The organism is Pseudomonas sp. A-RE-22 (assembly GCF_019956035.1).
In the GTDB taxonomy this organism is placed as follows: domain Bacteria; phylum Pseudomonadota; class Gammaproteobacteria; order Pseudomonadales; family Pseudomonadaceae; genus Aquipseudomonas; species Aquipseudomonas brassicacearum.
Map to the genome: position 1 here is coordinate 1 of NZ_JAHBCZ010000029.1, position 23,484 is coordinate 23,484.

A 23,484-nucleotide genomic window follows, 5' to 3' on the forward strand; every position below is an offset into this window, starting at 1 on the left:
AGCATAAAGTGTTCGGAAATATAGCCACTGGCGTAGGTTTGGCTTGCGCTGTCGTGCCGAATGCACAAAAGCATTCCATCAGAGCGACCTCCGCAGATGCGTAGTAGGTAGAAGGTGACGTCTTTGCTGTGCCGGTCGTACAGGAAAAAATCTTGATATTTATTGCCGATGTTCTCGACAGGAAAGACCGTGCCCATACCGCTCAGTAACCAACTGTGGGACCCGCCGGACCAAGCAACAATACGATCCAACATGTCAAAGGTTGGCGAGCTAAGGCCGTCCAAGCAGTCCAGGAAATTCGCAGGCGATTCTTCGCCAATAGCTCGTGCTATGTCAGCGACGCTTTGAGGTTCCGTGATCGGAAAAACTTGATCTCTGCGCACGCACCCGAGCAACTGATCCAGGCGATCCCCAAAACCCTTCTGCCAAGACTGGCGGTAGGTTTCGGCCATCGCCGGTTTAGCTTCTAAGCTCGATACGTAGCTTTGCAGTATCGAACGGACTTCGCCTTCAGTGGATCGATTGTTTTTGATGGCAGATTCACTAATCGCCTGGTGAATGTGATCTGGTAGCTCGCGGATATTTATTCTCGCCATAACAGTCTCTCCTGGACGTCTGCGCCTCAATGACTTCATTCTGAAGTCAAAATGAAGTCATTATTGGCGAAAAAAAGCCCTCGTTTTGAGGGCGAATTGACACTATCCGACATTTTCTTCCAAAGGACAAGCTTTGAAGCGCTGAAATTCTGACGGATCGATCTTCAAGAAATTCGGGGAGGAAGGGCTACATCTTTCAGCGCCATTCCCTACAACCACCATAGAATCCCCCGGCAGCGCATCCATAGCCCCAAGGTATCGTATTCCCCGTCACCACTTACGGTGACCGGGCGGAGCAGCCTGCGGTCGTACTTAGGTACCTCTTATGAAGGAACAGGTCGCTCCGCCCGATGTTTGATGGCGCTGTACGCCGGGCCCCCTGGGCACTCCGGCATTGCACATCCCCGGTCCACACCGGCGTACAGTGCCATCTTTTAAACCGCCAGAGCTTTATGGTAGCTGTGCGAGGTTCAACCCACTGCATTGAGTGCGATCTTTCAGCCGGTGACCTCGTACAGCCGCCTCCCTCCGCCAAGCATCCTTCAAAGCCCTTCAAGTGCTATTGAAGGCCGAAGCCAATCACCCAAGATCGACTCCAACCTCAAACCCTCTGCCGAGAAAGCATGTCGTTGCTGCGGTCAGATGTAGGCAAATCCCTCAACGTATCCGCCAGCGTATTATCTACGGCCTGATCTCGTTTAATATCGATGATCCCGAAGCGCCTCATAAGACACTGTATTTACGCCAATACAGCCTCAAGAAATAACGAAGAAAAGTTCGATCCGTTTAATTGCCGTAAACGTATCCAGCGCGACACGTTTAAATACATTCCACATTACGCCCTAAAGGCTACGAGACCTTGCGTCCTTACTTACGCATGCATCAGAATCCACTGGCTTGTGTGCTTTGCCCCTGACCTCTATCGTTTACCTGCCACTGCCCATCAGTGGTCGGGTTTAGTAGCCCATCAGGTTTGGTGAAGTGCTTAAGCACCGTTCAGTCAGGTCATTTATATGCCTGCACTAAATGGTGGTTGTGCGCAGGGCGTCCTCGGGCGCGCCGGGTTTTGCCAATCCTGCCGGTCTACTAACCTGCGTACAGCCGCCACCCTTCTTTTAGTAGAGAACGGTTGCAGCTCCAATATAGGATTGTCAATTATGTTCAAAGTAACTCCCAACCCCCCGGATATCGATTCGGTACTCTATGGCGACTCTCTCGACCCCGAAAAGTTGAAAGAAGTGGCAGACCGCGCGCTCAAGCATTACCTGAACCCCGGGGCAACGAAAACGCAGATACAGCCCCGCAAGCCCAGCACGATCTTCACCATCGACGCAGCGGTGGATGACGAAACGTTGCTCGTTGAGGCGTGCCAATCCTTGGCATCCGCCAGCGTGATGGTCAGCGACCTCACCGACGTAACGGACGGCCCAAGACGCCAAACGATGCTGGTGCTGCAACGGGTCATCATGTTGAGTGAGTTAGCGGTCAATCGGGTACTGGACAACCACAAGCCTGGGTAATCGCCAGGTAGCGTTGTGGGGGCGCCGCAAGCGCCCTCACAACAAAAGAATCAGCAAGCACTACAAGATCTCTTGCTTCTTCTGTTCAGCAACACGGCCAATGTAAGCACGTAGGTGAACCCTCGCGGCACTGACAGGGCTAAGCCCACGAAGCTCGGTGGAACGTTGGCTTCCGTCAGGCAGCGACACCGTCAAGGTGTCATTGAACACGCTGTACAAAGCGGTGTGCTGCACGCCTTCAATTTCAATCGTGATTTCGTCTTCCATCCGGTCTCCGGTTTTGGTTGCAGCTTGCTATGCAGCCCAAATCGTCTCTTTAAATCCGATTAAAAGCCAGTATCCAGGCGCATCGTCATCATCAGGGCTCAACCAAAGAGCAACCGATCTCACCGATCGACCTGGAGCAAGACGATGGCCGACGCACTGACCTTTACCCTCAATTTCCCGTTCACCAGCGCCAACGGCGAACAGATCTCGACACTGCCCATCAAACGCCTCAAACGCAAAGACATCACCGCGGCGCAAGCAGTGACCAAAGACGAAGGCGTCATGGAAGACCGACTGGTGGCCAAGATGCTGGGCATCACCCTCGAAGACCTGCGCGAATTCGACATCGCCGACTCCCGGCTAGCCACCGAGGTGTTACGGGAAATGGCAGCCGCACGTGACCTTGCTGCCTCCTGGGGCGAAGCGTTGTTGCTGGCACTCAGGATGCAGCCCTCTGAGATCGCCCAGCTCGACTTGGTGAAGCTCTGGCGCTGGGTAGAGGTGTGTCAGCGCGAAATCAATCGCCGACTCGAACTGGCCGACAAAGTCAGTGGCTGATCAGCGCCACAACCCCCACCACCAGCCCCGCCAGCAACGCGCCGCCCGCCGCCAAAGGGGCGACAGCCAAGGCCAGCAGCGACAGCCCAAAACAGAACGCCAACACCGCCGCCCACAACGGCAAATGCACCAGGCACAGCCAGGCAAGCCAGATCACACCGGCGCCGATGGCCAGTGCATAAACGATGTGGGCGGTGCGTAGGCTTTGCTCAGGACCAACCACGTCGCGGTCGTGAATATCGACCCAAGTGGTAGCCAGGCAATGGTGAACTGGAAGAGCTGGCGGCAGATCCGAAGCGTGGCTGTTGCCAACACCATCTTCGATCTCTCCTACCGCTGGAGGATCTACATCGCCGCTATGTGCCGAGGCGAGCGCCGCGACGAGCACATCAAGTCGGTCGAGCTCTCGCCCGAGGACATCTATAAGATCGAGCGGCTGACCGACGCCATCGAGCATTATTACCTGGAGCTGCGCAACAGCGCGACCCCCAACCACCTGGTGGCGTCAGACTGGATCACCATCCCAGATGAGGTTTCGATGGATGAAGCCCAGGCCGCGAAGCTGTTCTACGCCGCCGACACCTAGCACCAGGTGAAAGTAGCAGCGTGAGACGTTTCCGCTCCCAACAACGCAAACGACAGACCTGGCTGGCACCGCTGGCCAGTGGAATCGAAGGAGCAGGCCATGGCCGAAACACAGCAGCCGACGGCGGAAGCCCCCAAGCAGCGCCGAAAGCTGCCGCCCTGGGCGTCAAGAAGTTCACGGTTGAGGTCGCTGGCGTGTTCAAGCCGGACCTTCAGCGGGTCATGAAAGTCCACAGCATCAACAACCAACAGGACGTCCACCAGAGGCTGCTGATGAACCTGATCGCGGCGGACTTCGAGGGCCAAGCCAAGATGCCTCGATGTGTCACGACACCTTATGAGCCAAGCGAAAAGGTGTCGCGGGAGTTTTACGAAAAGAGCATGGCCGAACTTACTGCCGATATGGGCGACGAAACTCTGCCGCCGGTTTAGCGTGTGACTTTGTGACGGTTGTTTTCCTGGAAATATTGGACGTCGCCTATCGCCTTGGTGGCTTCGTTCTGTAGCTCCCAGAACCTTTCATAGACGCCGTCACCATTTAGATCGGGGTTATCAGCTACAAAATCGTCAACAGCTTTATTTCTGGCATCGACTACAGCCCAAAGCCTACGGCTGTGTTCGTAATATTCGCGCGCGTTCATACAGCTCTCCTTTGCCCGGTCCCATGTCGCCCCCACCCCGTAATACCCTAAACCAAATTGCCACCACCGGTCACGGAGGGCGGCACCTGTAATTCAGCTATCAGTCACCGAAAATAGTTAAGGAGTCGATCAACTCCTCCAACCGACCTTCGAATCAAACGATAAAGCTCTCTAATCTCAGGCTCATCGCTTTCCGACTCCCAAATGACCCTATCAAACTGATCAAGTATCGCCATTACAACAGTTTCGCACCAGTAAAAGCTGTCCTCATCGGTAAAATGCCGATATTTAACCTCATACAAAGCAATGCGCGTATCCTTAAAAAAAGTCTCAACAAATAAAGAAAAGTAGTTGCCGGTACCCGTGGTGAGTGTAGAGGGCACATCACCTATTTTCCACTGAATAAGATTTCTGGACGTTTCCTCTATGAGGCGAACCGCCATATTTGCTGCTTTAACATCCCTCATACTCTTTGCGCCTCATTATCTTTCGTAAGCCCTTCAAGCAAAGCAACGAAGGTATGTAATTCCCCATGAATATCCCAGCAAACATCACTCGTAACGGGAGATTTGAAGAACAGCCATCGACGCCTATCTATAAGGAAAATCACTTTATCTGCTGAGTTTTTTTCCAACCTATTTAAATTAGGCCGGATATTTTGAACATGCCCTTTAATACTATAGATTATCTCCAAGGCATCTCTGGCCTTTGAGTCATCCCAATCAGTAATAATACGTCTAAAAGCCGGCAAAATATCATTCAAAGTTTTATGTGCATCCGGCAAGCGCTCTTTCTTTTTTAATTGCTTCTTAAGTGCACCGACCAAATAATAGGTTACAACGGTAAACACCGTACCAACAACGGTAAAGACAATACCTACCTTATTCGCCGTATCCCAACTAATTTCCATTTAGAACATCCATGCAACTCAAACAAGAATGAGGCAATCATAAAAACAATGATACCGCCGCCCAGAGCCTGCTTCAAGCGTAGGCAATGCACAACTCTAACCCTACACCACCTATTTCGCCTCTAAAGCACTTAGCATTTCTAGCCTGACTCCTGCGTTTCACCCCTACCACGCTAAACCGCGAGAAACCGCCATACACGCCCATAAAAACACTCTTTCGACTTCAAAACCCAATACGGACTCAGCTTCAACCCTTAGGATGACGAGATCGTGGTCGACTTCTTCTGCGGTGGCGGCGGTGCTGGTACCGGGCTGAAAATAGGCCTAGGCCGCACGGTGAACGCGGCGAAAAACCACAGTCCGCAGGCCATCAGCATGCACACCGTGAATCACCCGGGCGCGGCGCACTTCACCATCGACGTGTTCGACGGCGACCCAGACACCGAGTGTGGTGGTAAGGCCGTTGGCTAGTTCCACATTTCGCGGGACCGCACGCATCACAGTCAGGCCGCCGGCGGACAGCCGCGCAAGCGCGAGATCCAGAACCTGTCGTGGATCGGCCTCAAGTGGGCCGGCAAGAAGATGCCACGCGTCATCAGCCTTGAAAACGTGAAGCCGATCCTTCAGTGGGGACCGCTGATTGCCAAGCGCTGCAAGGTTACCGGCCGCGTCGTGAAACTTGGCGGCGACATCGCAGCACCCAGGCGAGGTGGTTCCGGTTCACCAGCGATTCTTGGTCCCCGACCCGCAGCGCCGCGGGCATACATGGGCGGTGTTCGTTGCCGAACTGAAGCGCCAGGGCTATGCCGTGGAGTGGCGCGTAATCAAGGCATGCGACTTCGCCCCCCAACCAGCTGGGAATGCCTGTTCATGATCGCCCGGTGCGATGGGCAGCCGATCATGTGGCCAGAGCCAACCCACACGAAGAACCCGGTCAAGGGCCAGCAGAAGTTGAAGACCGCCGCCAACTGCATCGACTTCAGCGACCTGGGCAAGAGCATCTTCAGCCGCAAGAAGGACTTGGCCCCGACCACCCTGCGCCGCGTTGCAAAAGGCAAGACGAAGTTCGTCATTGATAACCCTGCGCCGTTCATTGCTCCAATCGCTAACTGGTAGGGTGAACTGGCGCAATCATCGGCTGAACCGCTGCGCACCATCACCAGTTGCCCCCCCCCAGCGGTTCTTTCGCCATGGCAAGCCCGATCAGCGTGCCAGCCACGCATCAGGGCAGCGACAGGGTCAACGATCCCATGGTGCCATTGCACACCGTGACGCGTGCCAACCGCGGCGAGCTGACGCTTATCAGTCCGACACTCATCCAGTCGGGTTATGGCGAACGCCCCGGGCAAGAGCCGCGCGCCCCGGCCCTGGTCAGCCACCGGGGACCGTCGTAGCAGGTGGCATCAAGCACGCGCTGACGACGTCGGCACTGGTCGGGCCGGAGGTCCCGGCGGGAAGCCAACGGCGGCGGATCAGCCTGTCGGCACGTTGATGACCCAAAACCACCGCGCTGTAGCCACCGCCTTCATGGCCCAGATGAACGGCGGCTTTAACACCACGTTTGCAAAGGGCATGGACGAGCCGCTGACCACGGTGACCAACACCGGCAGCCAGCAGCAACTGACGTCGGCCAACCTGGTGCACCTGCGCGGCAATTGCGGCGGCCGGGCGGTGATAACCCGCTGCGCACTATCAACGCCGGCGGCGAGCATCACGGGATGGTCAGCGCGCTCATGGAGCGGGCCTTCGGCGCCAGCGTCGGCCAGGGCCTGGAGGACCCCGCGCCAACAGTCACAGCCGGAGGTGGCGGGAAAAGCTCGATGGTTTCGCTGAAGCTCTCGCCAGAGCATGACGCCGGCGTGCGGCGGGTGGCCGCGCTCCTGATCAGCTACTACGGCACGGAGAACATCAGCTCCTGTGATGCACCGGCGCCGACCATCAACACCAAGGATCGCTTGACCGAAGAACTCCAAGCCGTCATCAGCCGGTGCCGGGATGATATCGCATCCCCTTTTTCCATCGGCGCCCTGATCGCCTGAAACAGAAGCAGGCGCAGACCAAGGACCACTGGACGCAGGTCGAAGAACGATATTTGACGCGAGCCTTCAAAGAGGCCCGGGAAGCGGCGGGTTGTTACAAGGGATGGAAAGAAGAGAAAATGCCGGGCTTCCACGAAGTGCGTGCGCTGTCGCTGCACCTGTATCAGAAGCCGGAAAGGACGGGCAGATAATCGCGGGCCATGCCAGCGAGAGCATGACCAGGAACTACCAGAAGGATCACGCCGATATCGTGTGGTCGGAGGCAATACCCGACCTGAATATCAGCGAAATCACCGGTTAGTTTTGCGCAAGTTTTGCGCGGGTTTTGCGCATGCACAAAAAAGCCGATCTAGTTGATCGGCTTAAGTGCCTGATTTTACTCAGTAAATATGGTCGGGACGGAGTGATTCGAACACTCGACCCCTAGCACCCCATGCTAGTGCGCTACCGGACTGCGCTACGCCCCGACTAGGCGTGAATCTTGTTCCGCGTCTCAGCGGAACGCTCAGGAATATATCGCAAGCTTTTGAAAACTGGAAGTATTTAAAAGCAGAAATTTATTTCTTGAGCACCAGCAGAACATCTTCAAGCTCGGCGATCATCTGGCGGATCATCTGTTTGTACTGGGTTGTATCGTCTTTGGCCTCATCACCGGAGAGGCGCAGACGCGCTCCGCCGATGGTGAACCCCTGGTCATAGAGCAGCGCGCGGATCTGCCGGATCATCAGCACGTCTTGGCGCTGATAATACCGACGGTTTCCGCGGCGCTTGACCGGGTTGAGTTGAGGAAACTCCTGCTCCCAATAGCGCAGCACGTGCGGTTTTACCGCACACAGCTCGCTGACTTCACCAATGGTGAAGTAGCGTTTGCCCGGGATGACGGGTAGTTCGTCGTTATGACTTGGTTCCAGCATAAGCCTCAACTCGGGCCTTCAACTTCTGCCCTGGACGAAAGGTGACCACACGGCGAGCCGTGATCGGGATTTCTTCTCCCGTTTTCGGATTGCGGCCAGGCCGCTGGCGTTTGTCCCGCAGGTCGAAATTGCCGAAACCGGACAATTTGACCTGTTCGTTGTCTTCCAGAGCGTGCCTGATTTCTTCGAAAAACAGTTCGACCAATTCTTTGGCCTCCCGTTTATTCAGGCCCAGCTCCTCATACAGACGTTCCGCCATCTCAGCTTTCGTCAGAGCCCCCATACGTCACTTCCTTAACGTGGCGTTCAACCTGTTTTCGAGCGAGGTGAGGATATTCTGCGTTGCGGTATTCACCTCATCGTCATTAAGAGTGCGCGATGGATGCTGCCAGGTCAAGCCAACTGCAAGGCTTTTTCTATGCGGATCAATGCCTTTACCCTGATACACGTCAAATAGCCTGAGGTCCGTGAGCCATTCGCCTGCATTTTCACGGATTACGTCCAGCACAGCGCTGGAAGCAACGTCACGGTCGGCCAGCAACGCAAGGTCACGACGCACTTCAGGAAAGCGCGATAACTCCTGGAATTTCGGCATTTTCCCCAGCGCCACTTCGGCCAGGACCAGCTCGAAAACGAAGACCGGACGATCAAGGCCCAGGGTTTTCGACAATTCCGGGTGAATGGCACCGACATAGCCGACTTCACGCCCGTCTCGTTCGATGCGCGCGGTCTGCCCCGGGTGCAGCGCCGGGTGCTTGCCCGGGACGAAAGTGAATGCGTCTAGCGCGCCGGCGAAGCCCAGCACCGCTTCGACGTCAGCCTTGACGTCGAAGAAGTCGACGACATCGCGACCTTGCGCCCAGCCTTCCGGCAGGCGACTGCCACAGACGACACCGGCCAGCATCGGCTCTTGTTTCAAGCCTTCCAGCTGACCGACAAAACGCAGGCCGCTTTCGAACAGCCGCACGCGATCCTGCTGGCGGTTCAGGTTGTGCTGGAGCGACTTGACCAGGCCTGGCCACAGGGACGAGCGCATGGCGGCCATGTCGTTGGAAATCGGATTGGCCAGCAACAGCGGCTCGACACCCGGATTGAACAGCTCGAACTGGCGTGGATCGATGAAGCTGTAGGTGATCGCTTCCTGATACCCACGGGCCACCAACAGGCGGCGCAGTTCCGGCAGGTCGCTGCGAGCTTCAGCCTTGGCCTGTGGGGCCAGGCGTGCTTGCGGGTAGCGAACCGGCAGGCGGTTGTAACCGTACAAGCGGGCCAGTTCTTCGATCAGGTCGACTTCCAGGCTGATATCGAAGCGATGGCTTGGCACTTCGACACGCCACTGCCCTACCCCATCGGCGCTGATGTTCAGGCCCAAGGCGCTGAGCAGGCGTTCGACTTCGGCCGGGTCCATTTCCATGCCCAGCATCTGGGTGATGCGCTGGGCACGCAGGGTGACCGGGGCAATCTTGGGCAGGTGCTGTTCGCTGACCGTCTCGATGATCGGGCCGGCTTCACCACCCGTGATGTCCAGCAGCAGGCCTGTGGCGCGCTCCATGGCTTCACGGGCCAGTTGCCAGTCCACGCCACGCTCGTAACGGTGCGAGGCATCGGTGTGCAGGCCATAGGAGCGGGCCTTGCCAGCGACGGCGATCTGGTCGAAGAACGCACTTTCCAGGAACACATCGCGGGTCGTCGTGGAGACACCACTGTGCTCGCCGCCCATTACGCCAGCGATTGCCAGGGCACGGGAGTGGTCGGCAATCACCAGGGTGTCGCTGCGCAGGGTCACTTCCTGGCCGTCGAGCAGCACCAGCTTCTCACCCTCTTCGGCCATGCGTACGCGGATGCCACCGTTGATTTCGGCGAGATCGAACGCATGCAGCGGCTGACCCAGCTCCAGCATCACATAGTTGGTGATGTCGACAGCGGCGTCAATGCTACGCACGTCGGCGCGACGCAGGCGCTCGACCATCCACAGCGGCGTCGGCTTGGACAGGTCGACGTTACGGATCACACGACCCAGGTAACGCGGGCACGCGGTCGGCGCCAGGACTTCAATCGAACGCACTTCGTCGTGCACAGCCGGCACGCTCGCAACCACGGGACGCGTCACGGGAGCGGCATACAACGCGCCGACTTCACGGGCCAGGCCGGCCAGGGACAGGCAATCGCCACGGTTCGGTGTCAGGTCGACCTCGATGCTTGCATCGTCCAGGCCCAGGTATTCACGGATGTCCTGGCCAACCGGCGCATCCGCCGGGAGTTCCATCAGGCCATCGTTGCCTTCGCCAATCTGCAGCTCGGCCTGGGAGCACAACATGCCGTTGGACTCGACGCCGCGCAGCTTGGCTTTCTTGATCTTGAAGTCGCCCGGCAGTTCGGCACCGATCATGGCGAACGGGATCTTCAGGCCCGGGCGCACGTTGGGCGCGCCACAGACGACCTGGAAGGTTTCCGCGCCATTGCTGACCTGGCAAACCCGCAGTTTGTCAGCGTCTGGGTGCTGCTCGGTGCCCAGCACCTCGCCCACTACCACACCGCTGAAATCACCGGCGGCCGGCGTGACGCTATCGACCTCAAGGCCGGCCATCGACAGGCGAGCAACCAGCTCGTCCCGACTTACCTGCGGGCTTACCCAGCCGCGCAGCCATTGTTCACTGAATTTCATCCTGCTCCCCTAATAGATTCGTTACGGACTGCGACCTAGGCCTTGTACGTAAAGTGCCTGCGCGACGATCATGCTGCGTTGAAAACAGGCTCGGAATGCTCATTTACAACCAGTAGACTCCGCTTCCTCGCCTGTTTTCGCCTTGCCTGATCGCCGCTCGGCGACTTTTCGTACAAGCCCTAGCGAAATTGCGCAAGGAATCGCAAGTCGTTGTCGAAGAACAGGCGCAAGTCATTCACACCGTAACGCAGCATGGCCAGGCGCTCGACGCCCATGCCGAAGGCAAAGCCCGAGAACTCTTCCGGATCGATCCCGGACATACGCAGCACGTTCGGGTGAACCATGCCGCAGCCCATGACTTCCAGCCAGCCAGTCTGTTTGCAGACGCGGCAGCCTTTACCGCTGCACATCACGCACTCCATGTCGACTTCAGCCGATGGCTCGGTGAACGGGAAGTACGAAGGCCGGAAACGCACGGCCAGTTCTTTTTCGAAGAACACCCGCAGGAACTCTTCGATCGTTCCTTTCAGGTCGGCGAAATTGATGTCGCGATCAACCAGCAGGCCTTCGACCTGGTGGAACATCGGCGAGTGGGTGATATCGGAGTCGCTGCGGTACACACGGCCTGGGCAGACGATGCGGATCGGCGGCTGTTGCGATTCCATGGTGCGGACCTGTACCGGCGAGGTATGGGTGCGCAACAGCATGTTCGCGTTGAAATAGAAAGTGTCATGCATCGACCGGGCCGGGTGATGGCCTGGGATGTTGAGCGCTTCGAAGTTGTGGTAGTCGTCTTCGACCTCAGGGCCTTCGGCAATGCCGTAGCCGATGTGGGTGAAGAACTGCTCGATGCGTTCCAGCGTCCGGGTCACCGGATGCAGGCCACCGGAAGTCTGGCCACGGCCAGGCAGGGTCACGTCGATGGACTCGGCGGCGAGCTTGGCAGCCAGATCCGCCTCCTCGAACAACGCCTTGCGCGCATTGAGGACCTCTGTGACACGCTCCTTGGCAACGTTGATCAGCGCACCGACCTGCGGACGCTCTTCGGCTGGCAGGTTCCCCAGGGTCTTCATCACCTGAGTCAACTCGCCCTTCTTGCCAAGGTAGTGAACCCGGATTTGCTCCAGGGCATTGATATCTTCAGCGCTTTGCACAGCCTCTAGTGCTTGAGCGACCAGCGCGTCCAGGTTTTCCATGTACAGACTCCAGATACGAAATAGGGGAAGAGCTTTAAGGCTCTTCCCCTATTTATGACGTTCGACACCTGGGCCCACAGATGTAGGCCCCGGTGACTGCCGGGGGTACTTAAGCCAAGGTGGCTTTAGCTTTCTCGACAATCGCAGCAAACGCCGCTTTTTCGTTCACTGCCAGATCAGCCAGAACCTTACGGTCGATCTCGATGGACGCTTTTTTCAGGCCAGCGATGAAACGGCTGTAGGACAGACCGTTAACACGAGCACCAGCATTGATACGAGCGATCCACAGAGCGCGGAACTGACGTTTTTTCTGACGACGGTCACGGTAGGCGTATTGGCCTGCCTTGATTACCGCTTGCTTGGCAACACGGAATACGCGGGAACGCGCGCCGTAGTAGCCTTTAGCAAGTTTCAGAATTTTTTTGTGACGCTTACGGGCAATGACGCCACGCTTTACACGAGCCATGAGTTACTTCCTCTATTCTTGATCCAAAAATTAACGAAGGCGCAGCATGCGCTCGACTTTTGCCACGTCAGACGGATGCAGCAAGCTGCTACCGCGCAGTTGACGCTTACGCTTGGTCGACATTTTGGTCAGGATGTGGCTCTTGAAAGCGTGCTTGTGCTTGATACCGTTAGCAGTTTTCAGAAACCGCTTAGCAGCACCACTTTTGGTCTTCATCTTTGGCATGTTCGGATACTCCGCATTCAGTTGATAAACATAATCGCAAGGCCTGCCGTGCCCTGGTGATTACTTCTTCTTTTTCGGGGCGATGACCATGATCAGCTGGCGTCCTTCCATCTTAGGATGCTGTTCGACCGAACCGTACTCGAGCAGGTCTTGTTCAACCCGCTTGAGGAGTTCCATCCCCAGCTCCTGGTGGGCCATCTCACGGCCGCGGAATCGCAAGGATACCTTGGCCCTGTCCCCGTCACTCAGGAAACGTACCAGGTTGCGCAGTTTTACCTGGTAATCCCCTTCCTCCGTCCCTGGACGAAACTTGATTTCTTTTACCTGAATCTGCTTCTGGTTTTTCTTCGCCGCGGCAATCTGCTTCTTCTTCTCGAAGATCGACTTGCCGTAGTCCATCACCCGGCAAACCGGTGGGACTGCGTCTGCGGAAATTTCTACCAGATCAAGCTTGGCTTCTTCAGCAATACGAAGCGCTTCATCAATCGAGACGATGCCAATCTGCTCGCCGTCAGCGCCAATTAACCGAACCTCGCGTGCCGAGATATTCTCGTTGATCGGGGCTTTCGGTGCAGCTCGTTTATCTTGTCTCATTTCACGCTTAATAATAATTACTCCAAATCTGGGCGACCACGCCGGGAAACCGCTTGCGCGAGAAACTCAGCGAATTCGGCGACGGGCATCGAGCCCAGGTCAGCACCTTCACGAGTACGCACAGCGACAGTCTGCATCTCGACCTCCCGATCTCCAATAACCAAGAGAAAGGGAACCTTGAGCAAAGTATGCTCGCGGATTTTAAAGCCGATCTTTTCATTTCTCAAGTCGGACTTGGCACGAAATCCGCTTTGATTGAGAGTTTTTTCGACTTCGGCGGCAAAATCTGCCTGTTTATCAGTGATATTCATGACCACTGCCTGGGTCGGCGCCAGCCACGCAGGGAACGCGCCCTCGTAGTGTTCGATCAGAATCCCGACGAAACGCTCGAACGAACCGAGGATCGCGCGGTGAAGCATGACCGGGTGCTTGCGGCTGTTGTCTTCGGACACATATTCAGCGCCCAGACGGATCGGCAGGTTGAAATCGAGCTGCAAGGTACCACACTGCCACACACGACCGAGGCAATCTTTCAGCGAGAATTCGATTTTCGGACCGTAGAAGGCCCCCTCGCCCGGCTGCAGGTCGTACGCAAGGCCCGCGCTATCAAGGGCGGCGGCCAGGGCCGCTTCGGCGCGATCCCACAGCTCGTCGGAGCCAACGCGTTTTTCCGGACGAGTGGACAGCTTCATCTCGACTTCGGTGAAGCCGAAGTCGCGATAGACGTCCATGGTCAGCTTGATGAAGGCGGCGGATTCGGCCTGCATCTGCTCTTCGGTGCAGAAGATGTGTGCATCGTCCTGGGTGAATGCACGCACGCGCATGATGCCGTGCAGCGCACCCGACGGCTCGTTGCGGTGGCAGGCACCGAACTCGGCCAGGCGCATCGGCAGCTCGCGGTAGCTCTTCAAGCCCTGGTTGAACACCTGCACGTGGCATGGGCAGTTCATCGGCTTGATGGCGTAGTCGCGGTTTTCCGACTGGGTGGTGAACATGTTGTCGGCGTAGTTGGCCCAGTGCCCGGATTTCTCCCACAGGCTGCGGTCCACCACTTGCGGCGTCTTGATTTCCAGATAGCCGTTCTCACGCTGGACCTGGCGCATGTACTGCTCGAGCACCTGGTACAGGGTCCAGCCGTTCGGGTGCCAGAACACCATGCCCGGGGACTCTTCCTGGGTATGGAACAGGCCCAGGCGCTTGCCGATCTTGCGGTGATCGCGCTTCTCGGCTTCTTCGATGCGCTGGATGTAGGCCGCCAGTTGTTTCTTGTCCGCCCAGGCAGTGCCATAGACGCGCTGCAACTGCTCGTTCTTCGCATCGCCACGCCAGTAGGCGCCGGACAGCTTGGTCAGCTTGAAGGACTTCAGGAAACGCGTGTTCGGCACGTGCGGGCCACGGCACATGTCGACGTATTCTTCGTGGTAGTACAGGCCCATGGCCTGCTCGTCCGGCATGTCTTCCACCAGACGCAGCTTGTAGTCCTCGCCACGGGCCTTGAAGACTTCGATGACTTCGGCGCGCGGGGTGACTTTCTTGATGACGTCGTAATCTTTCTCGATCAGCTGCTGCATGCGCTGTTCGATGGCCGCCATGTCTTCCGGCGTGAAAGGACGCTCGAAGGCGATGTCGTAATAGAAGCCTTCGTCGATGACTGGCCCGATGACCATCTTCGCGCTTGGGTACAGCTGCTTGACCGCATGGCCGACCAGGTGCGCGCAAGAGTGGCGAATGATCTCCAGCCCCTCTTCATCCTTTGGCGTGATGATTTGCAGCGTGGCGTCGCTGTCGATGACGTCACTGGCGTCGACCAGCTTGCCGTTGACCTTGCCGGCCAGGGTGGCCTTGGCCAGGCCCGCACCGATGGATGCGGCGACCTCGGCTACGGAAACCGGGTGATCGAATGAACGTTGACTGCCGTCGGGAAGAGTAATAGTTGGCATGGCGCCTCCTCTCCTAGTGGTGACCCCTACCAAAGGTCACGTGGGTTGGGATGAGCCAGTACAAGATCCAGTCCAGGCCATTCAATGACGAACGCCTGCCTTACAGCGGCAGGAGCCTTGCGGCCAACCGGAAAACCGAACCAGAGTGACTGGGATTCAAATCAGGGTTATTCGAACATTTGCCGCCGGGACGAGTTGTCATCCGCAGCCTGGAAATACCCGAGCCCGGCATGCTAGCACAGATGAACGGTCATCGCCGCGCTGGAATTGAAGCAGGCGTAAATCCAGGGTTTTTATGCCAGAGTGCTGAACTGAACCGAGCGCAACGCCTCAGATATCAAGACATCGACCCGAAAGGAGCATCTTCGCATGCGTCTCAATACATTGTTTGCAGTAGTCGCCCCCCTCGCCCTGCTGCTTCCACTGACCGCCCATGCCGACTGGCCCAAAGGCGAGCGCGAAAAATACATGGCCCAATGCACCGAGGCGGCAACGCCCCAGATCGGCCCGGCCGCTGCCAAGGCTCATTGCGCCTGTGGCGCCGATGCGATCAAGTCCTATCCAGCCGCGGACATCCAGGCCTTGATGGACAACAAGGCCACCCCACAGCTGCAGCAAAAGGCACTGGGGGAGATCGCAAAATGCAAGGCCGACAACAAGGCGAAAAAGTGAGAAAGCAGGGTTCCTGAACAGGCCCGGCAGGGTTGAAAAGCTCTGATTTCAGGCTTTTTTGAACGATTTATTCAGGTTTTACAGCTTTTTTTATCGTCTTTACTTTCGGCTGAAAGCCTTTAAAACCGGGCCTTTCAGCGGGTAAAGGCAGTAAAGTAAACACGACTGATTGGCAAACAGCGCGTCTGGGGGGGTCCCAAATCGAACATTTCGACTATGATACCCGGGTGTGCCCAGTTGGCCTGAGCAGCACAGTACACTGAAAATATATGTTTCTTGGAGATACACCATGTCTAATCGCCAAACCGGCACCGTTAAATGGTTCAACGATGAAAAAGGCTTCGGCTTCATCACTCCTCAAGGTGGCGGTGACGACCTGTTCGTACACTTCAAAGCTATCGAAAGCGACGGTTTCAAAAGCCTGAAAGAAGGCCAGACCGTTTCCTTCGTGGCTGAGAAAGGCCAAAAGGGTATGCAAGCTGCACAGGTTCGCCCAGAGTAATTTCTCGGCGCACTAAAAAAACCCCGTCCATGTGACGGGGTTTTTTGTGGGCGATTGAAAACCGCCTGTCAGCCGCAGTTCACCCGGTTGACTACCAGGTTGGCATCGGTATTGAGGTTCAGGCGATCGGAGCGGTACTCAAGCGTCACCATGTCGTTGGGCTTGAGGATCCGGGCAATCTGCGCGCCGGCACGGGTACGAGCCTGCTCCAGCAATTGTGGCGAGGCCTGCTTGCCAATGGCGAACTCGGCGCCCTTTGCTTCGCAGCGGCTGTGACCGGTCTCGGTCGCCACGGGTTCGGGGGTCGATTCCGAGGTGCTGCTGCAACCGCTCAAGACCACCGCAGCCAACAGAGTACTCAATGACGCGAGCTTCCAAGGCATGAAGCCTCCTTTTTCGATAAATAAACAGAGAGCGTGCGACAACCCAAACGGCGCTTGGTTTCAACACCACAGCCCTCGGTCTGGCTCATCCGGAAAACCAGCAGTTTGCCTGAGCCGCTACCGCTGTTCAGACATGAATCGTGACTGGATATGAACGCCGCTCAATAAACGTCGATGTAATCGAACGGAGGATTGGGCCAGTTATCCTTCAGCGCATTGTATATCTGCATGACCCAGACCTCGTCGCTGGCAGCGACCCGCCCGACGTATCCCGAGCCCTTCGCCCAGGTCTCGAGCCGAAACAGCAAACCATCGATGTCAGCGCCACCGACCACACCCGAGGACAAATAGGCGATACCGCCCTTGGTCACGCGCAGCTGGGTATGCTCGTCATCACTGGCCGAAGCCAGTAATTGGCGAACCGCCTCGAGGGTCAGGCCATCCGGAGCGTTCAAATCGATCTGCACGGCGGGGCTCCTTTAAAAACAAAAAAAAGAGTGTCGCACAGCCCTCCTCCAATGCCTAAGTCGCAGTGCCAAACCGGGGGCAAAAATGCTTAACTCCACTTACAGCCCTCCAACTCGCGAGCCCTACCATGAGCACCGTCAGCATCGAAGCCACCATCAATGCCAAATGGTCGGAGGGCCATAGCTCCTATAGCCCGAGCAGCCCCGAGGAACTGGCAATCATCGGCATAGAATTGCTGGTGAGGGAACTGGGGACGGAGGTCGCCCGCAACTTCATCCAGCAGGCATTCGAACGCTACCCGAGCGTGGTCGACGCCGTGGACTGATACTCACGCACCCGCAGGCCCAACCTGCGGGCGCATAGCCAGGCAGGTTACTTGAGGCGCGCCAGGCGCTCGGTCAGCAGGTCGAAGAAGCCCTGGGCATCACCGTTTTCCACCCAGAACGCGTTCTTCGGTGCTTTCAGGCCATCGTACCAGTCGACGATGGTCTGCCCGAACGTCGGGCCCTCGCGACTGTCCACGACGACATTGACCGAACGACCAGTGAACAACTGCGGCTTGAGCAGATAGGCAATCACCGTCGCGTCATGCACCGGCCCGCCCGTCATCCCGTAGTGCTCCATGTCGCCCTTGACGTATTCGTTGAGGATATCGCCCACCAGCTTGCTGGCATTGTTGTTCAGCGCCGCGATCTGCTTCAGGCGCGCTTCGCTGGTGAGGATCTTGTGGGTCACGTCCAGCGGCAGGTACGTCAGCTTCACGCCGCTCTTGGCCACGACCTCGGCCGCCTGCGGGTCGGCGAACAGATTGAACTCAGCCACCGGCGTGATATTGCCGCCGTTGAAATGCGCACCGCCCATGATCACCACTTCCTTGATGCCCTGGACGATATCGGGCTCCTGCACCAGCGCCAGGGCCAGGTTGGTCTGCGGGCCAAGCATGGCAATGGTGATGCTGTGTGGCTTGGCCGCCTTGAGCGTGTCGATCAGGTAGTTGACGGCATTGCCTTCGGCCAACCCTTTCTTCGGCTCGTGCACGGTGACACCCGACAGGCCTTCCTTGCCATGGATGTTTTCCGCGTAGATCGGCGTGCGCATCAATGGTTTCGGCGCACCGGCATACACGGGCACGTCTTCGCGCCCCGCCCATTCCCGGGCCAGGCGAGCGTTGCGAGAGGTCTTGTCCAGGCGCACATTGCCGGCGACGGTGGTCAGCGCACGGATATGCAGCTCCTCGGGCGACGCCAGGGCGAACAACAGCGCCACCACGTCGTCAGCCCCTGGATCGGTGTCGATGATCAGGTCGATTTTTTCCGCCGCCTGGGCGCTCGTAGCAGTGATCAATGACAAAAGCAGCAGACTCCGGATCAGTTGATGCATTTTCTGAGCATAGCGGTGCATGGCGCACTCCTTGTGCAGGGTTGAAGAGGGTTAGAACGTCACTCCAGCGACCAGCACGATATTGCAGTACGGAGAGCACTCGCCTGTGCGAATGATCGCCCGCGCCTGTCGGCTGATGATCTTGAATTGTTCATGGCTGACCAGCTCCCGCTCGCCCAGCGCACCCTCCGCATGCAGCGCCTCCAGGGTCGTCAGGGCCGACGGTTGTTTATCGAGGATCTCCTCGGCCAGGACATGGCTTTGCACCTGCATTTCGCTAAGCACCACCTTCAAGGTACTGACAAAGTCAGGAATGCCATGGGTCAGGGCCAGGTCGATCAATTCGACCTGGGGCGGCACGGGCAGGCCGGCATCACCGATGACCACCTTGTCGCCATGGCCCAGGGAAGCGATCAGTCGTGACAGTGCCACATTCAACAACGGCGTCTTTTTCATGATTTGAAAGCCTGTACTTCCAGCAACGTGGGGATTGAAGGCTGCGCGCCCGCGCGGGTGACCGACAGCGCGGCGGCGGCCTGGCCGAAACGAATCGCGTCGACCTCGCTTTTGCCGCTGGCCAGGGCTGCCGCGAAGCCGCCGACAAAGGTGTCTCCGGCCGCCGTGGTGTCCACTGCCTTGACCCGTGGGGCCGGGAAGTGTTCGAAGCTGGCGCCGTTGGCAAACATCAACCCCTGGGCACCCAGGGTCACGATCACCTTGCCGGCGCCAGCGGCGATCAGATGCGCCGCGGCGGATTCGGCGGTTTCCAGGGAGTCCACCGCCAGTTCGCTCAAGACCGCTGCTTCGCTTTCATTGGGAATCAGGTAGTCGATGCAGGCGTACCAGTCGGCCGGCAACGTCCGCGAGGCTGGCGCCGGGTTGAGGATGACGATTTTGCCCAACTCACGAGCGCGCTTGAGGGCGTGGCCGACGGTGGCATCCGGCACTTCGAGCTGGCAGATGACAACATCGGCGCTTTGCAGCACTTCATCGACACTGTCCAGGACCTCGGCGGTGAGCGCACCGTTGGCACCGGCGACGATAACGATCGCATTCTGGCTGTTGTCGTCGACAACGATCAGCGCCACGCCGCTGGCCCCCTCCACCACGCCGACCGCCTGGCAGTCGATGCCCTCGGCCAACAACCCGTTACGCAATTGTTCGCCGTAGGCATCATTGCCCACGCAACCGACCATCGATACCTGGGCGCCCAGGCGCGCGGCGGCCACCGCCTGGTTGGCCCCCTTGCCGCCCGGGATGGTGGAGAACGACTCGCCGATCAGTGTTTCACCACCACGCGGCAGACGCGGCGCCCGGGTTACCAGGTCCATGTTCAGGCTGCCTATTACCACTACTTTTGCTGGCATACATCACTACTCATCAATTCGGTTCAGCGGTATTGGGCGAATGTACCGGACAGCGGTGCAGTCGACTCTCGCAGGACAATACTCGGCGTCACGATCCGCTGCTCGGTGGCAAGGCCCGGCGTCGCAATTCGTCGCAGCAGCACTTCGGCCGCCATCTCGCCAAGTTGCAGGATCGACTGCCCTACCGTGGTCAACGCCGGGTAGACATAACGGCTCATCTGGATGTCATCGAAACCGATGACCGACAGTTCGCTGGGCACGCGCACGTTACGTTCAGCGGCGGCGCGCAGCACACCGATGCCGATCATGTCGTTGGCCGCAAAAATCGCGCTCGGCGGCTGCTGTTCAAGCAGTTGCGCAGCGGCGCGGTAGCCGCCGGTACTGGTGAAATCGCTCTCGAGCATGCGCTCGACGGGCAGCTCGATCCCGGCCTCTTTCAACGCACGGCAGTAACCGGCCAAGCGCATTTGCGCCACGCTGGTGTTGGCCGGGCCACCGATGAAGGCGATATCGCGGTGACCCAGCTCCAGCAGGTGCCGGGTCGCCAGGTAAGCGCCGTATTCATGATCGATACGCACCAGGTCTGCGTCGACGCCCTCGAGCCCGCGGTCGACGATCACCATGGGCGTGCGCACGTTGGACAGCCCCTCGGCCAAGCCGACATCACCGCCGGCGGACGCGAAGATCAGGCCATCGATGCGCTTTTCCAGCAGCACCCGCAGGTAGCTGCGCTGCTTGTCCGGGTTGTCGTCGGAGTTGCACAGGATCACGCAATAGCCGTTGCGCTCACAGTAATCCTCGATCCCCCGGGCCAACTCGGCAAAGTAAGGGTTGAGGCTGTTAGGCACCAGCAGGCCGATGGTCGCCGTGGTCTTGGCCTTGAGCGACCGGGCCACGGCGCTGGGCACGTAGTCCAGGCGCTCGATGGCCGCCTCGACCTTGAGCCGCACTTCCTCGCTGACCGGTCGCGTCTTGTTCACCACGTGGGACACGGTGGTGTAGGAAATCCCGGCGAGCGCTGCTACATCCTTGATCGTCGCCATGGTTCAGCCCCGCCGACTGGCGCGCTGGCTGCGATAGGTATCGAGCACGACTGCCACCACGATCACCGCACCGGTAATGATGCGCTTGGTCGGCTCAGTAGCGCCGATTTGCGCCAGGCCCGCCGCCAGCACGGAGATGATCAGCACGCCAAAGAAGGTGCTGATGACCGAACCGCGCCCACCCATCAAGCTGGTGCCACCGATGACCACGGCAGCGATGACTTGCAGCTCAAGCCCTGAACCGGCGTTCGGATCCGCCGCTTCCAGGCGCGAAATCTGGAACAGCGCAGCCACACCGGCCAGCAAGCCCATCAGGCTGAACACCAGGATCTTGTAAGGCTTTGGATTGATACCGGCCAGGCGCACGGCTTCTTCATTGGTGCCGATGCCGATCAGGTAACGGCCGAACACCGTACGGGTCAGCACTGCCTGGGCAATGAAGATCATCAGCAAGGCGATGATGAACGAAGGTGAGATGCCAAAGGCGATGGGATTGGACAGCCAGGCGAACGAGTCGCCGATGTAGGCGGTCCGGGAGCCGGTCATCTGGTACGCCAGGCCTCGGGCCATTTCCAGCACGCCGAGGGAGACGATGAACGATGGGATCCGCCACGCCACGGTGATCGAACCGGTGACCGTACCCGCCAGCGCCGCCACGGCCATGCCGAGCAAGGCCGATGGCCAGACGCTCCAGCCCCAGCCGAGCACGGCCACGCTGACCGTCGATGCCGCGAGCGCCAGCACCGACCCCACCGACAGGTCGATGCCACCGATGATCAGGATGAACGTCATGCCGACCGCCAGCACCATGAGGTCCGGAATCTGGTTGGCCAAGGTACTGAAGGTGTCATAGGACAGGAAATGGCTGCTCAGGGCCGAGAACAGCGCGACCATGGCCAGCAGCGCGCCGGCCAGGCCCAGGTAGGTCCCGAGACCATAGAAGTTGCCACTCGATTTGCCGACGGCAGATGCGGTTTTCATGAAAAATCCCTAGGCGCTGCTTCATTGAGCAACGCATCACGTTTCTGGTAGCCGGCGAATGCGGCGGCAAGCAAGTCATCCTGGGTCCAGCTGTCGCGCTCGAAGGTGTCGATCAGGCGTCCGGCGGACAGCACGCCGATCCGGTCACAGATCAACATCAGCTCCCGCAGGTCGCTGGACACCACGACCAGCGCCTTGCCCTGGCGCGTCAGCTCGCCGAGCAGCGCATAAATGTCGAATTTGGCGCCGACGTCGATGCCACGGGTCGGCTCGTCGAACAACATGACCGCGCAATCGCGTTCGAGCCAACGCCCGATCACGACTTTCTGCTGGTTGCCACCCGACAGCTCGGACACCAACTGGGTCGGGCTGGAACTGCGGATGCGCATGGCATTGACCTGCCGCTGTGCCAAGGCCAGTTCAGCATCGCCATTGACCAGGCCGGCGCTGGAAATCTCCGGCATGTTGCCCAGGGCAATGTTGGCGGCGATGGATTGGGTCAGCAGCAGGCCTTCACCCTTGCGGTCTTCGGTGATCAACGCGATGCCATGGGCCACCGCATCGGACGGGGAGCGAATGCTCACGACCTGGGCCGGCGAACCCAGCGCCACCGTGCCGCTGTCGGCGGTATCGGCACCGAAGATCAGCCGCAACAGTTCGGTGCGCCCTGCCCCGATCAGGCCGGAGATACCGAAGATCTCCCCACTGCGCACTTCAAAGGACACGTCGCGGACCTTGTCGGAGCGTGTCAGGCCGTTAACCGTCAGCGCCGGCGCGCCGATCTGGCGTGGGCCCAGGTCGATATGCTCGCCCAGCTCCCGGCCGACCATAAGGGTCACCAGTTGCTCGCTGTTGTAGTTGGCCATCGGCTCGACGCAAACCAGGTTGCCATCGCGCAGTACGGCAATGCGCTGGGCGACCCGCGCCAGTTCTTCGAGGCGATGGGAAATGTAGATGATCGACACGCCGCGAGCCTGCAGACGAGTGATCTGTTCAAAGAGCATCTCGACTTCACGGGCCGTCAGCATCGCCGTCGGCTCATCGAGAATCAGCACATGGCAGTCGCCGATCAGGTTGCGGGCGATCTCGACCATCTGCTGGTGACCGATCCCCAGTTCGCCGACCAGCGTGTCGGGATCGATTGCATCCAGCCCCACCTGGGCCATGGCCTCGATGGCCGCCTTGCGCAATTGTTTGCGACTGATCCAGCCGCCGTGGTTGGGCAGGTTGTCGAGAAACAGGTTTTCGGCCACGGAAAGCGTCGGCAGCAGGTTGAGTTCCTGCATCACCATGCGCACGCCCAGCTCTTCAGCCTGGGTCCGACTGCCAGGACGATAATCCTGACCTTGAAACTGCATCTGCCCGGTCGTCGGCGTCACCAGCCCGCCGATGATCTTGGACAAGGTACTTTTGCCGGCGCCATTTTCGCCGGTCAGCGCCAGCACTTCACCGCGCATCAACGTCAGGTTGATATCGGTCAGTACAGGCTGGGCATAGGTCTTGCCGATACCGCTGACGCACAGGACAGCGTTCGGGTCGAGAACGGACATAACAAACTCTCCAATGCGCTCG

Annotated in this window: 28 protein-coding genes, 1 tRNA gene and 3 pseudogenes; 9 read left to right on the plus strand and 23 right to left on the minus strand. The window is 58.5% G+C overall.

Features of this window, described 5'->3' with window-relative positions; all coding sequences use genetic code 11:
* A partial coding sequence (locus KGA89_RS15365; RefSeq protein WP_223471978.1) for a FitA-like ribbon-helix-helix domain-containing protein occupies positions 1–596 on the minus strand: 596 nt, incomplete at its 3' end.
* A 1,157-nt stretch (positions 597–1,753) separates the two neighbouring features.
* On the opposite strand from KGA89_RS15365, the gene KGA89_RS15370 reads away from it, so the two are divergent.
* Complete coding sequence (locus KGA89_RS15370; protein WP_223471979.1) at positions 1,754–2,116, plus strand: DUF6124 family protein; 363 nt, start codon at positions 1,754–1,756, stop codon at positions 2,114–2,116.
* Positions 2,117–2,176: 60 nt separating this feature from the next.
* Here KGA89_RS15370 and KGA89_RS15375 read toward each other — a convergent pair whose 3' ends face one another.
* Positions 2,177–2,383 (minus strand): hypothetical protein, encoded by a 207-nt coding sequence (locus tag KGA89_RS15375; protein ID WP_223471980.1) that lies wholly within the window; start codon positions 2,381–2,383, stop codon positions 2,177–2,179.
* 144 nt (positions 2,384–2,527) lie between these two features.
* On the opposite strand from KGA89_RS15375, the gene KGA89_RS15380 reads away from it, so the two are divergent.
* A complete protein-coding gene (locus tag KGA89_RS15380; protein WP_223471981.1) occupies positions 2,528–2,941 on the plus strand; it encodes a phage tail assembly protein in 414 nt (137 codons plus the stop codon).
* On the opposite strand, the gene KGA89_RS15385 is transcribed toward KGA89_RS15380, so the two are convergent.
* Positions 2,931–3,164, minus strand: coding sequence for a hypothetical protein (locus tag KGA89_RS15385; RefSeq protein ID WP_223471982.1), 234 nt, complete (start codon positions 3,162–3,164; stop codon positions 2,931–2,933). The two genes, KGA89_RS15380 and KGA89_RS15385, sit on opposite strands and share 11 nt — an antisense overlap.
* Here KGA89_RS15385 and KGA89_RS15390 point away from each other — a divergent pair.
* On the plus strand, positions 3,147–3,527 hold the full coding sequence (locus KGA89_RS15390; protein WP_223471983.1) for a hypothetical protein: 381 nt from the start codon (positions 3,147–3,149) through the stop codon (positions 3,525–3,527). The two genes, KGA89_RS15385 and KGA89_RS15390, sit on opposite strands and share 18 nt — an antisense overlap.
* Positions 3,528–3,626: 99 nt before the next feature.
* A pseudogene (locus tag KGA89_RS15395) lies at positions 3,627–3,958 on the plus strand (hypothetical protein).
* On the opposite strand, the gene KGA89_RS15400 reads toward KGA89_RS15395, so the two are convergent.
* From KGA89_RS15400 to KGA89_RS15410, 3 genes are all read right to left on the minus strand, one after another.
* Positions 3,955–4,167 carry a hypothetical protein gene (locus KGA89_RS15400; RefSeq protein WP_223471984.1) on the minus strand — a complete coding sequence of 71 codons (213 nt, stop codon included), beginning with the start codon at positions 4,165–4,167 and terminating at the stop codon, positions 3,955–3,957. The pseudogene KGA89_RS15395 and the gene KGA89_RS15400 overlap by 4 nt on opposite strands.
* Positions 4,168–4,271: 104 nt before the next feature.
* Entirely contained in the window at positions 4,272–4,634 is a 363-nt protein-coding gene (locus KGA89_RS15405; RefSeq protein WP_223471985.1) for a hypothetical protein, read from the minus strand.
* The gene (locus tag KGA89_RS15410; RefSeq protein ID WP_223471986.1) at positions 4,631–5,077 is read right to left on the minus strand and encodes a hypothetical protein; all 447 of its coding nucleotides are present in this window, start codon (positions 5,075–5,077) and stop codon (positions 4,631–4,633) included. Before KGA89_RS15410 ends, KGA89_RS15405 begins: the two co-directional genes overlap by 4 nt.
* Positions 5,078–5,284: 207 nt before the next feature.
* On the opposite strand from KGA89_RS15410, the pseudogene KGA89_RS15415 reads away from it, so the two are divergent.
* Together KGA89_RS15415 and KGA89_RS15420 are read left to right on the plus strand one after the other, a co-directional pair.
* Positions 5,285–7,035: pseudogene (locus KGA89_RS15415) on the plus strand (DNA cytosine methyltransferase); the annotation flags it as partial.
* Positions 7,030–7,417: pseudogene (locus tag KGA89_RS15420) on the plus strand (integrase); the annotation flags it as partial. The pseudogenes KGA89_RS15415 and KGA89_RS15420, both read left to right, overlap by 6 nt.
* 89 nt (positions 7,418–7,506) lie before the next feature.
* On the opposite strand, the gene KGA89_RS15425 reads toward KGA89_RS15420, so the two are convergent.
* The 9 genes from KGA89_RS15425 to thrS all read right to left on the minus strand — a co-directional run bounded on the left by KGA89_RS15425 (position 7,507) and on the right by thrS (position 15,116).
* Positions 7,507–7,583 (minus strand) — tRNA-Pro (locus tag KGA89_RS15425).
* Between the two features lie 90 nt (positions 7,584–7,673).
* Positions 7,674–8,030 (minus strand): MerR family transcriptional regulator, encoded by a 357-nt coding sequence (locus KGA89_RS15430; protein ID WP_223471987.1) that lies wholly within the window; start codon positions 8,028–8,030, stop codon positions 7,674–7,676.
* Positions 8,011–8,313 (minus strand): integration host factor subunit alpha, encoded by a 303-nt coding sequence (gene ihfA / locus KGA89_RS15435; RefSeq protein ID WP_002553164.1) that lies wholly within the window; start codon positions 8,311–8,313, stop codon positions 8,011–8,013. The genes KGA89_RS15430 and ihfA overlap by 20 nt, the downstream gene beginning before the upstream one ends.
* A 3-nt stretch (positions 8,314–8,316) precedes the next feature.
* On the minus strand, positions 8,317–10,695 hold the full coding sequence (gene pheT, locus KGA89_RS15440; RefSeq protein ID WP_223471988.1) for a phenylalanine--tRNA ligase subunit beta: 2,379 nt from the start codon (positions 10,693–10,695) through the stop codon (positions 8,317–8,319).
* A 179-nt stretch (positions 10,696–10,874) separates the two neighbouring features.
* Complete coding sequence (gene pheS / locus KGA89_RS15445; protein ID WP_003203624.1) at positions 10,875–11,891, minus strand: phenylalanine--tRNA ligase subunit alpha; 1,017 nt, start codon at positions 11,889–11,891, stop codon at positions 10,875–10,877.
* A gap of 109 nt (positions 11,892–12,000) precedes the next feature.
* Positions 12,001–12,357: a 50S ribosomal protein L20 gene (rplT, locus tag KGA89_RS15450; protein WP_002553161.1), complete on the minus strand. Its 357-nt coding sequence runs from the start codon at positions 12,355–12,357 to the stop codon at positions 12,001–12,003.
* A 30-nt stretch (positions 12,358–12,387) separates the two neighbouring features.
* Complete coding sequence (gene rpmI / locus KGA89_RS15455) at positions 12,388–12,582, minus strand: 50S ribosomal protein L35 (RefSeq protein ID WP_002553160.1); 195 nt, start codon at positions 12,580–12,582, stop codon at positions 12,388–12,390.
* Positions 12,583–12,642: 60 nt separating this feature from the next.
* Positions 12,643–13,194, minus strand: a complete 552-nt coding sequence (infC, locus tag KGA89_RS15460) for a translation initiation factor IF-3 (RefSeq protein ID WP_169432615.1) — start codon at positions 13,192–13,194, stop codon at positions 12,643–12,645.
* The gene (gene thrS / locus KGA89_RS15465) at positions 13,194–15,116 is read right to left on the minus strand and encodes a threonine--tRNA ligase (protein ID WP_223471989.1); all 1,923 of its coding nucleotides are present in this window, start codon (positions 15,114–15,116) and stop codon (positions 13,194–13,196) included. The genes infC and thrS overlap by 1 nt, the downstream gene beginning before the upstream one ends.
* Before the next feature lie 369 nt (positions 15,117–15,485).
* Here thrS and KGA89_RS15470 point away from each other — a divergent pair, with 369 nt between their 5' ends.
* Both KGA89_RS15470 and KGA89_RS15475 read left to right on the plus strand, forming a co-directional pair.
* Positions 15,486–15,788, plus strand: a complete 303-nt coding sequence (locus KGA89_RS15470; RefSeq protein ID WP_003203628.1) for a hypothetical protein — start codon at positions 15,486–15,488, stop codon at positions 15,786–15,788.
* Between the two features lie 289 nt (positions 15,789–16,077).
* Entirely contained in the window at positions 16,078–16,290 is a 213-nt protein-coding gene (locus KGA89_RS15475; RefSeq protein ID WP_003179963.1) for a cold-shock protein, read from the plus strand.
* Between the two features lie 68 nt (positions 16,291–16,358).
* On the opposite strand, the gene KGA89_RS15480 is transcribed toward KGA89_RS15475, so the two are convergent.
* Complete coding sequence (locus tag KGA89_RS15480; RefSeq protein WP_003203630.1) at positions 16,359–16,673, minus strand: I78 family peptidase inhibitor; 315 nt, start codon at positions 16,671–16,673, stop codon at positions 16,359–16,361.
* Between the two features lie 161 nt (positions 16,674–16,834).
* Complete coding sequence (locus KGA89_RS15485; protein ID WP_003203632.1) at positions 16,835–17,140, minus strand: hypothetical protein; 306 nt, start codon at positions 17,138–17,140, stop codon at positions 16,835–16,837.
* Between the two features lie 128 nt (positions 17,141–17,268).
* Here KGA89_RS15485 and KGA89_RS15490 point away from each other — a divergent pair, with 128 nt between their 5' ends.
* The gene (locus KGA89_RS15490) at positions 17,269–17,466 is read left to right on the plus strand and encodes a hypothetical protein (protein ID WP_003203634.1); all 198 of its coding nucleotides are present in this window, start codon (positions 17,269–17,271) and stop codon (positions 17,464–17,466) included.
* 47 nt (positions 17,467–17,513) lie between these two features.
* Here the strand turns inward: KGA89_RS15490 and KGA89_RS15495 are convergent, their stop codons facing one another.
* From KGA89_RS15495 to KGA89_RS15520, 6 genes are read right to left on the minus strand one after another with little or no spacing between them, the layout of a single operon-like run.
* Entirely contained in the window at positions 17,514–18,542 is a 1,029-nt protein-coding gene (locus tag KGA89_RS15495) for a nucleoside hydrolase (RefSeq protein WP_003203636.1), read from the minus strand.
* Between the two features lie 30 nt (positions 18,543–18,572).
* On the minus strand, positions 18,573–18,977 hold the full coding sequence (gene rbsD / locus KGA89_RS15500) for a D-ribose pyranase (protein WP_013693778.1): 405 nt from the start codon (positions 18,975–18,977) through the stop codon (positions 18,573–18,575).
* Positions 18,974–19,888: a ribokinase gene (rbsK, locus tag KGA89_RS15505; protein ID WP_223471990.1), complete on the minus strand. Its 915-nt coding sequence runs from the start codon at positions 19,886–19,888 to the stop codon at positions 18,974–18,976. The genes rbsD and rbsK overlap by 4 nt, the downstream gene beginning before the upstream one ends.
* Before the next feature lie 23 nt (positions 19,889–19,911).
* Positions 19,912–20,931, minus strand: a complete 1,020-nt coding sequence (locus KGA89_RS15510) for a LacI family DNA-binding transcriptional regulator (RefSeq protein WP_013693779.1) — start codon at positions 20,929–20,931, stop codon at positions 19,912–19,914.
* Between the two features lie 3 nt (positions 20,932–20,934).
* Positions 20,935–21,912, minus strand: a complete 978-nt coding sequence (locus KGA89_RS15515) for an ABC transporter permease (RefSeq protein ID WP_223471991.1) — start codon at positions 21,910–21,912, stop codon at positions 20,935–20,937.
* Entirely contained in the window at positions 21,909–23,462 is a 1,554-nt protein-coding gene (locus tag KGA89_RS15520; protein WP_043042289.1) for a sugar ABC transporter ATP-binding protein, read from the minus strand. The genes KGA89_RS15515 and KGA89_RS15520 overlap by 4 nt, the downstream gene beginning before the upstream one ends.
* Positions 23,463–23,484: the final 22 nt, after the last annotated feature.

Coding starts and splice junctions, on each gene's coding strand:
- KGA89_RS15470 (WP_003203628.1), top strand. CDS start 15,486: ATGCGTCTCAATACATTGTTTGCAGTAGTCGCCCCCCTCGCCCTGCTG.
- KGA89_RS15515 (WP_223471991.1), bottom strand. CDS start 21,912: ATGAAAACCGCATCTGCCGTCGGCAAATCGAGTGGCAACTTCTATGGT.
- KGA89_RS15405 (WP_223471985.1), bottom strand. CDS start 4,634: ATGAGGGATGTTAAAGCAGCAAATATGGCGGTTCGCCTCATAGAGGAA.
- KGA89_RS15380 (WP_223471981.1), top strand. CDS start 2,528: ATGGCCGACGCACTGACCTTTACCCTCAATTTCCCGTTCACCAGCGCC.
- KGA89_RS15495 (WP_003203636.1), bottom strand. CDS start 18,542: ATGCACCGCTATGCTCAGAAAATGCATCAACTGATCCGGAGTCTGCTG.
- KGA89_RS15480 (WP_003203630.1), bottom strand. CDS start 16,673: ATGCCTTGGAAGCTCGCGTCATTGAGTACTCTGTTGGCTGCGGTGGTC.
- ihfA (WP_002553164.1), bottom strand. CDS start 8,313: ATGGGGGCTCTGACGAAAGCTGAGATGGCGGAACGTCTGTATGAGGAG.
- KGA89_RS15375 (WP_223471980.1), bottom strand. CDS start 2,383: ATGGAAGACGAAATCACGATTGAAATTGAAGGCGTGCAGCACACCGCT.
- thrS (WP_223471989.1), bottom strand. CDS start 15,116: ATGCCAACTATTACTCTTCCCGACGGCAGTCAACGTTCATTCGATCAC.
- KGA89_RS15410 (WP_223471986.1), bottom strand. CDS start 5,077: ATGGAAATTAGTTGGGATACGGCGAATAAGGTAGGTATTGTCTTTACC.
- KGA89_RS15430 (WP_223471987.1), bottom strand. CDS start 8,030: ATGCTGGAACCAAGTCATAACGACGAACTACCCGTCATCCCGGGCAAA.
- rpmI (WP_002553160.1), bottom strand. CDS start 12,582: ATGCCAAAGATGAAGACCAAAAGTGGTGCTGCTAAGCGGTTTCTGAAA.
- pheS (WP_003203624.1), bottom strand. CDS start 11,891: ATGGAAAACCTGGACGCGCTGGTCGCTCAAGCACTAGAGGCTGTGCAA.
- KGA89_RS15475 (WP_003179963.1), top strand. CDS start 16,078: ATGTCTAATCGCCAAACCGGCACCGTTAAATGGTTCAACGATGAAAAA.
- KGA89_RS15490 (WP_003203634.1), top strand. CDS start 17,269: ATGAGCACCGTCAGCATCGAAGCCACCATCAATGCCAAATGGTCGGAG.
- pheT (WP_223471988.1), bottom strand. CDS start 10,695: ATGAAATTCAGTGAACAATGGCTGCGCGGCTGGGTAAGCCCGCAGGTA.
- KGA89_RS15520 (WP_043042289.1), bottom strand. CDS start 23,462: ATGTCCGTTCTCGACCCGAACGCTGTCCTGTGCGTCAGCGGTATCGGC.
- rplT (WP_002553161.1), bottom strand. CDS start 12,357: ATGGCTCGTGTAAAGCGTGGCGTCATTGCCCGTAAGCGTCACAAAAAA.
- KGA89_RS15370 (WP_223471979.1), top strand. CDS start 1,754: ATGTTCAAAGTAACTCCCAACCCCCCGGATATCGATTCGGTACTCTAT.
- KGA89_RS15400 (WP_223471984.1), bottom strand. CDS start 4,167: ATGAACGCGCGCGAATATTACGAACACAGCCGTAGGCTTTGGGCTGTA.
- KGA89_RS15510 (WP_013693779.1), bottom strand. CDS start 20,931: ATGGCGACGATCAAGGATGTAGCAGCGCTCGCCGGGATTTCCTACACC.
- rbsD (WP_013693778.1), bottom strand. CDS start 18,977: ATGAAAAAGACGCCGTTGTTGAATGTGGCACTGTCACGACTGATCGCT.
- rbsK (WP_223471990.1), bottom strand. CDS start 19,888: ATGCCAGCAAAAGTAGTGGTAATAGGCAGCCTGAACATGGACCTGGTA.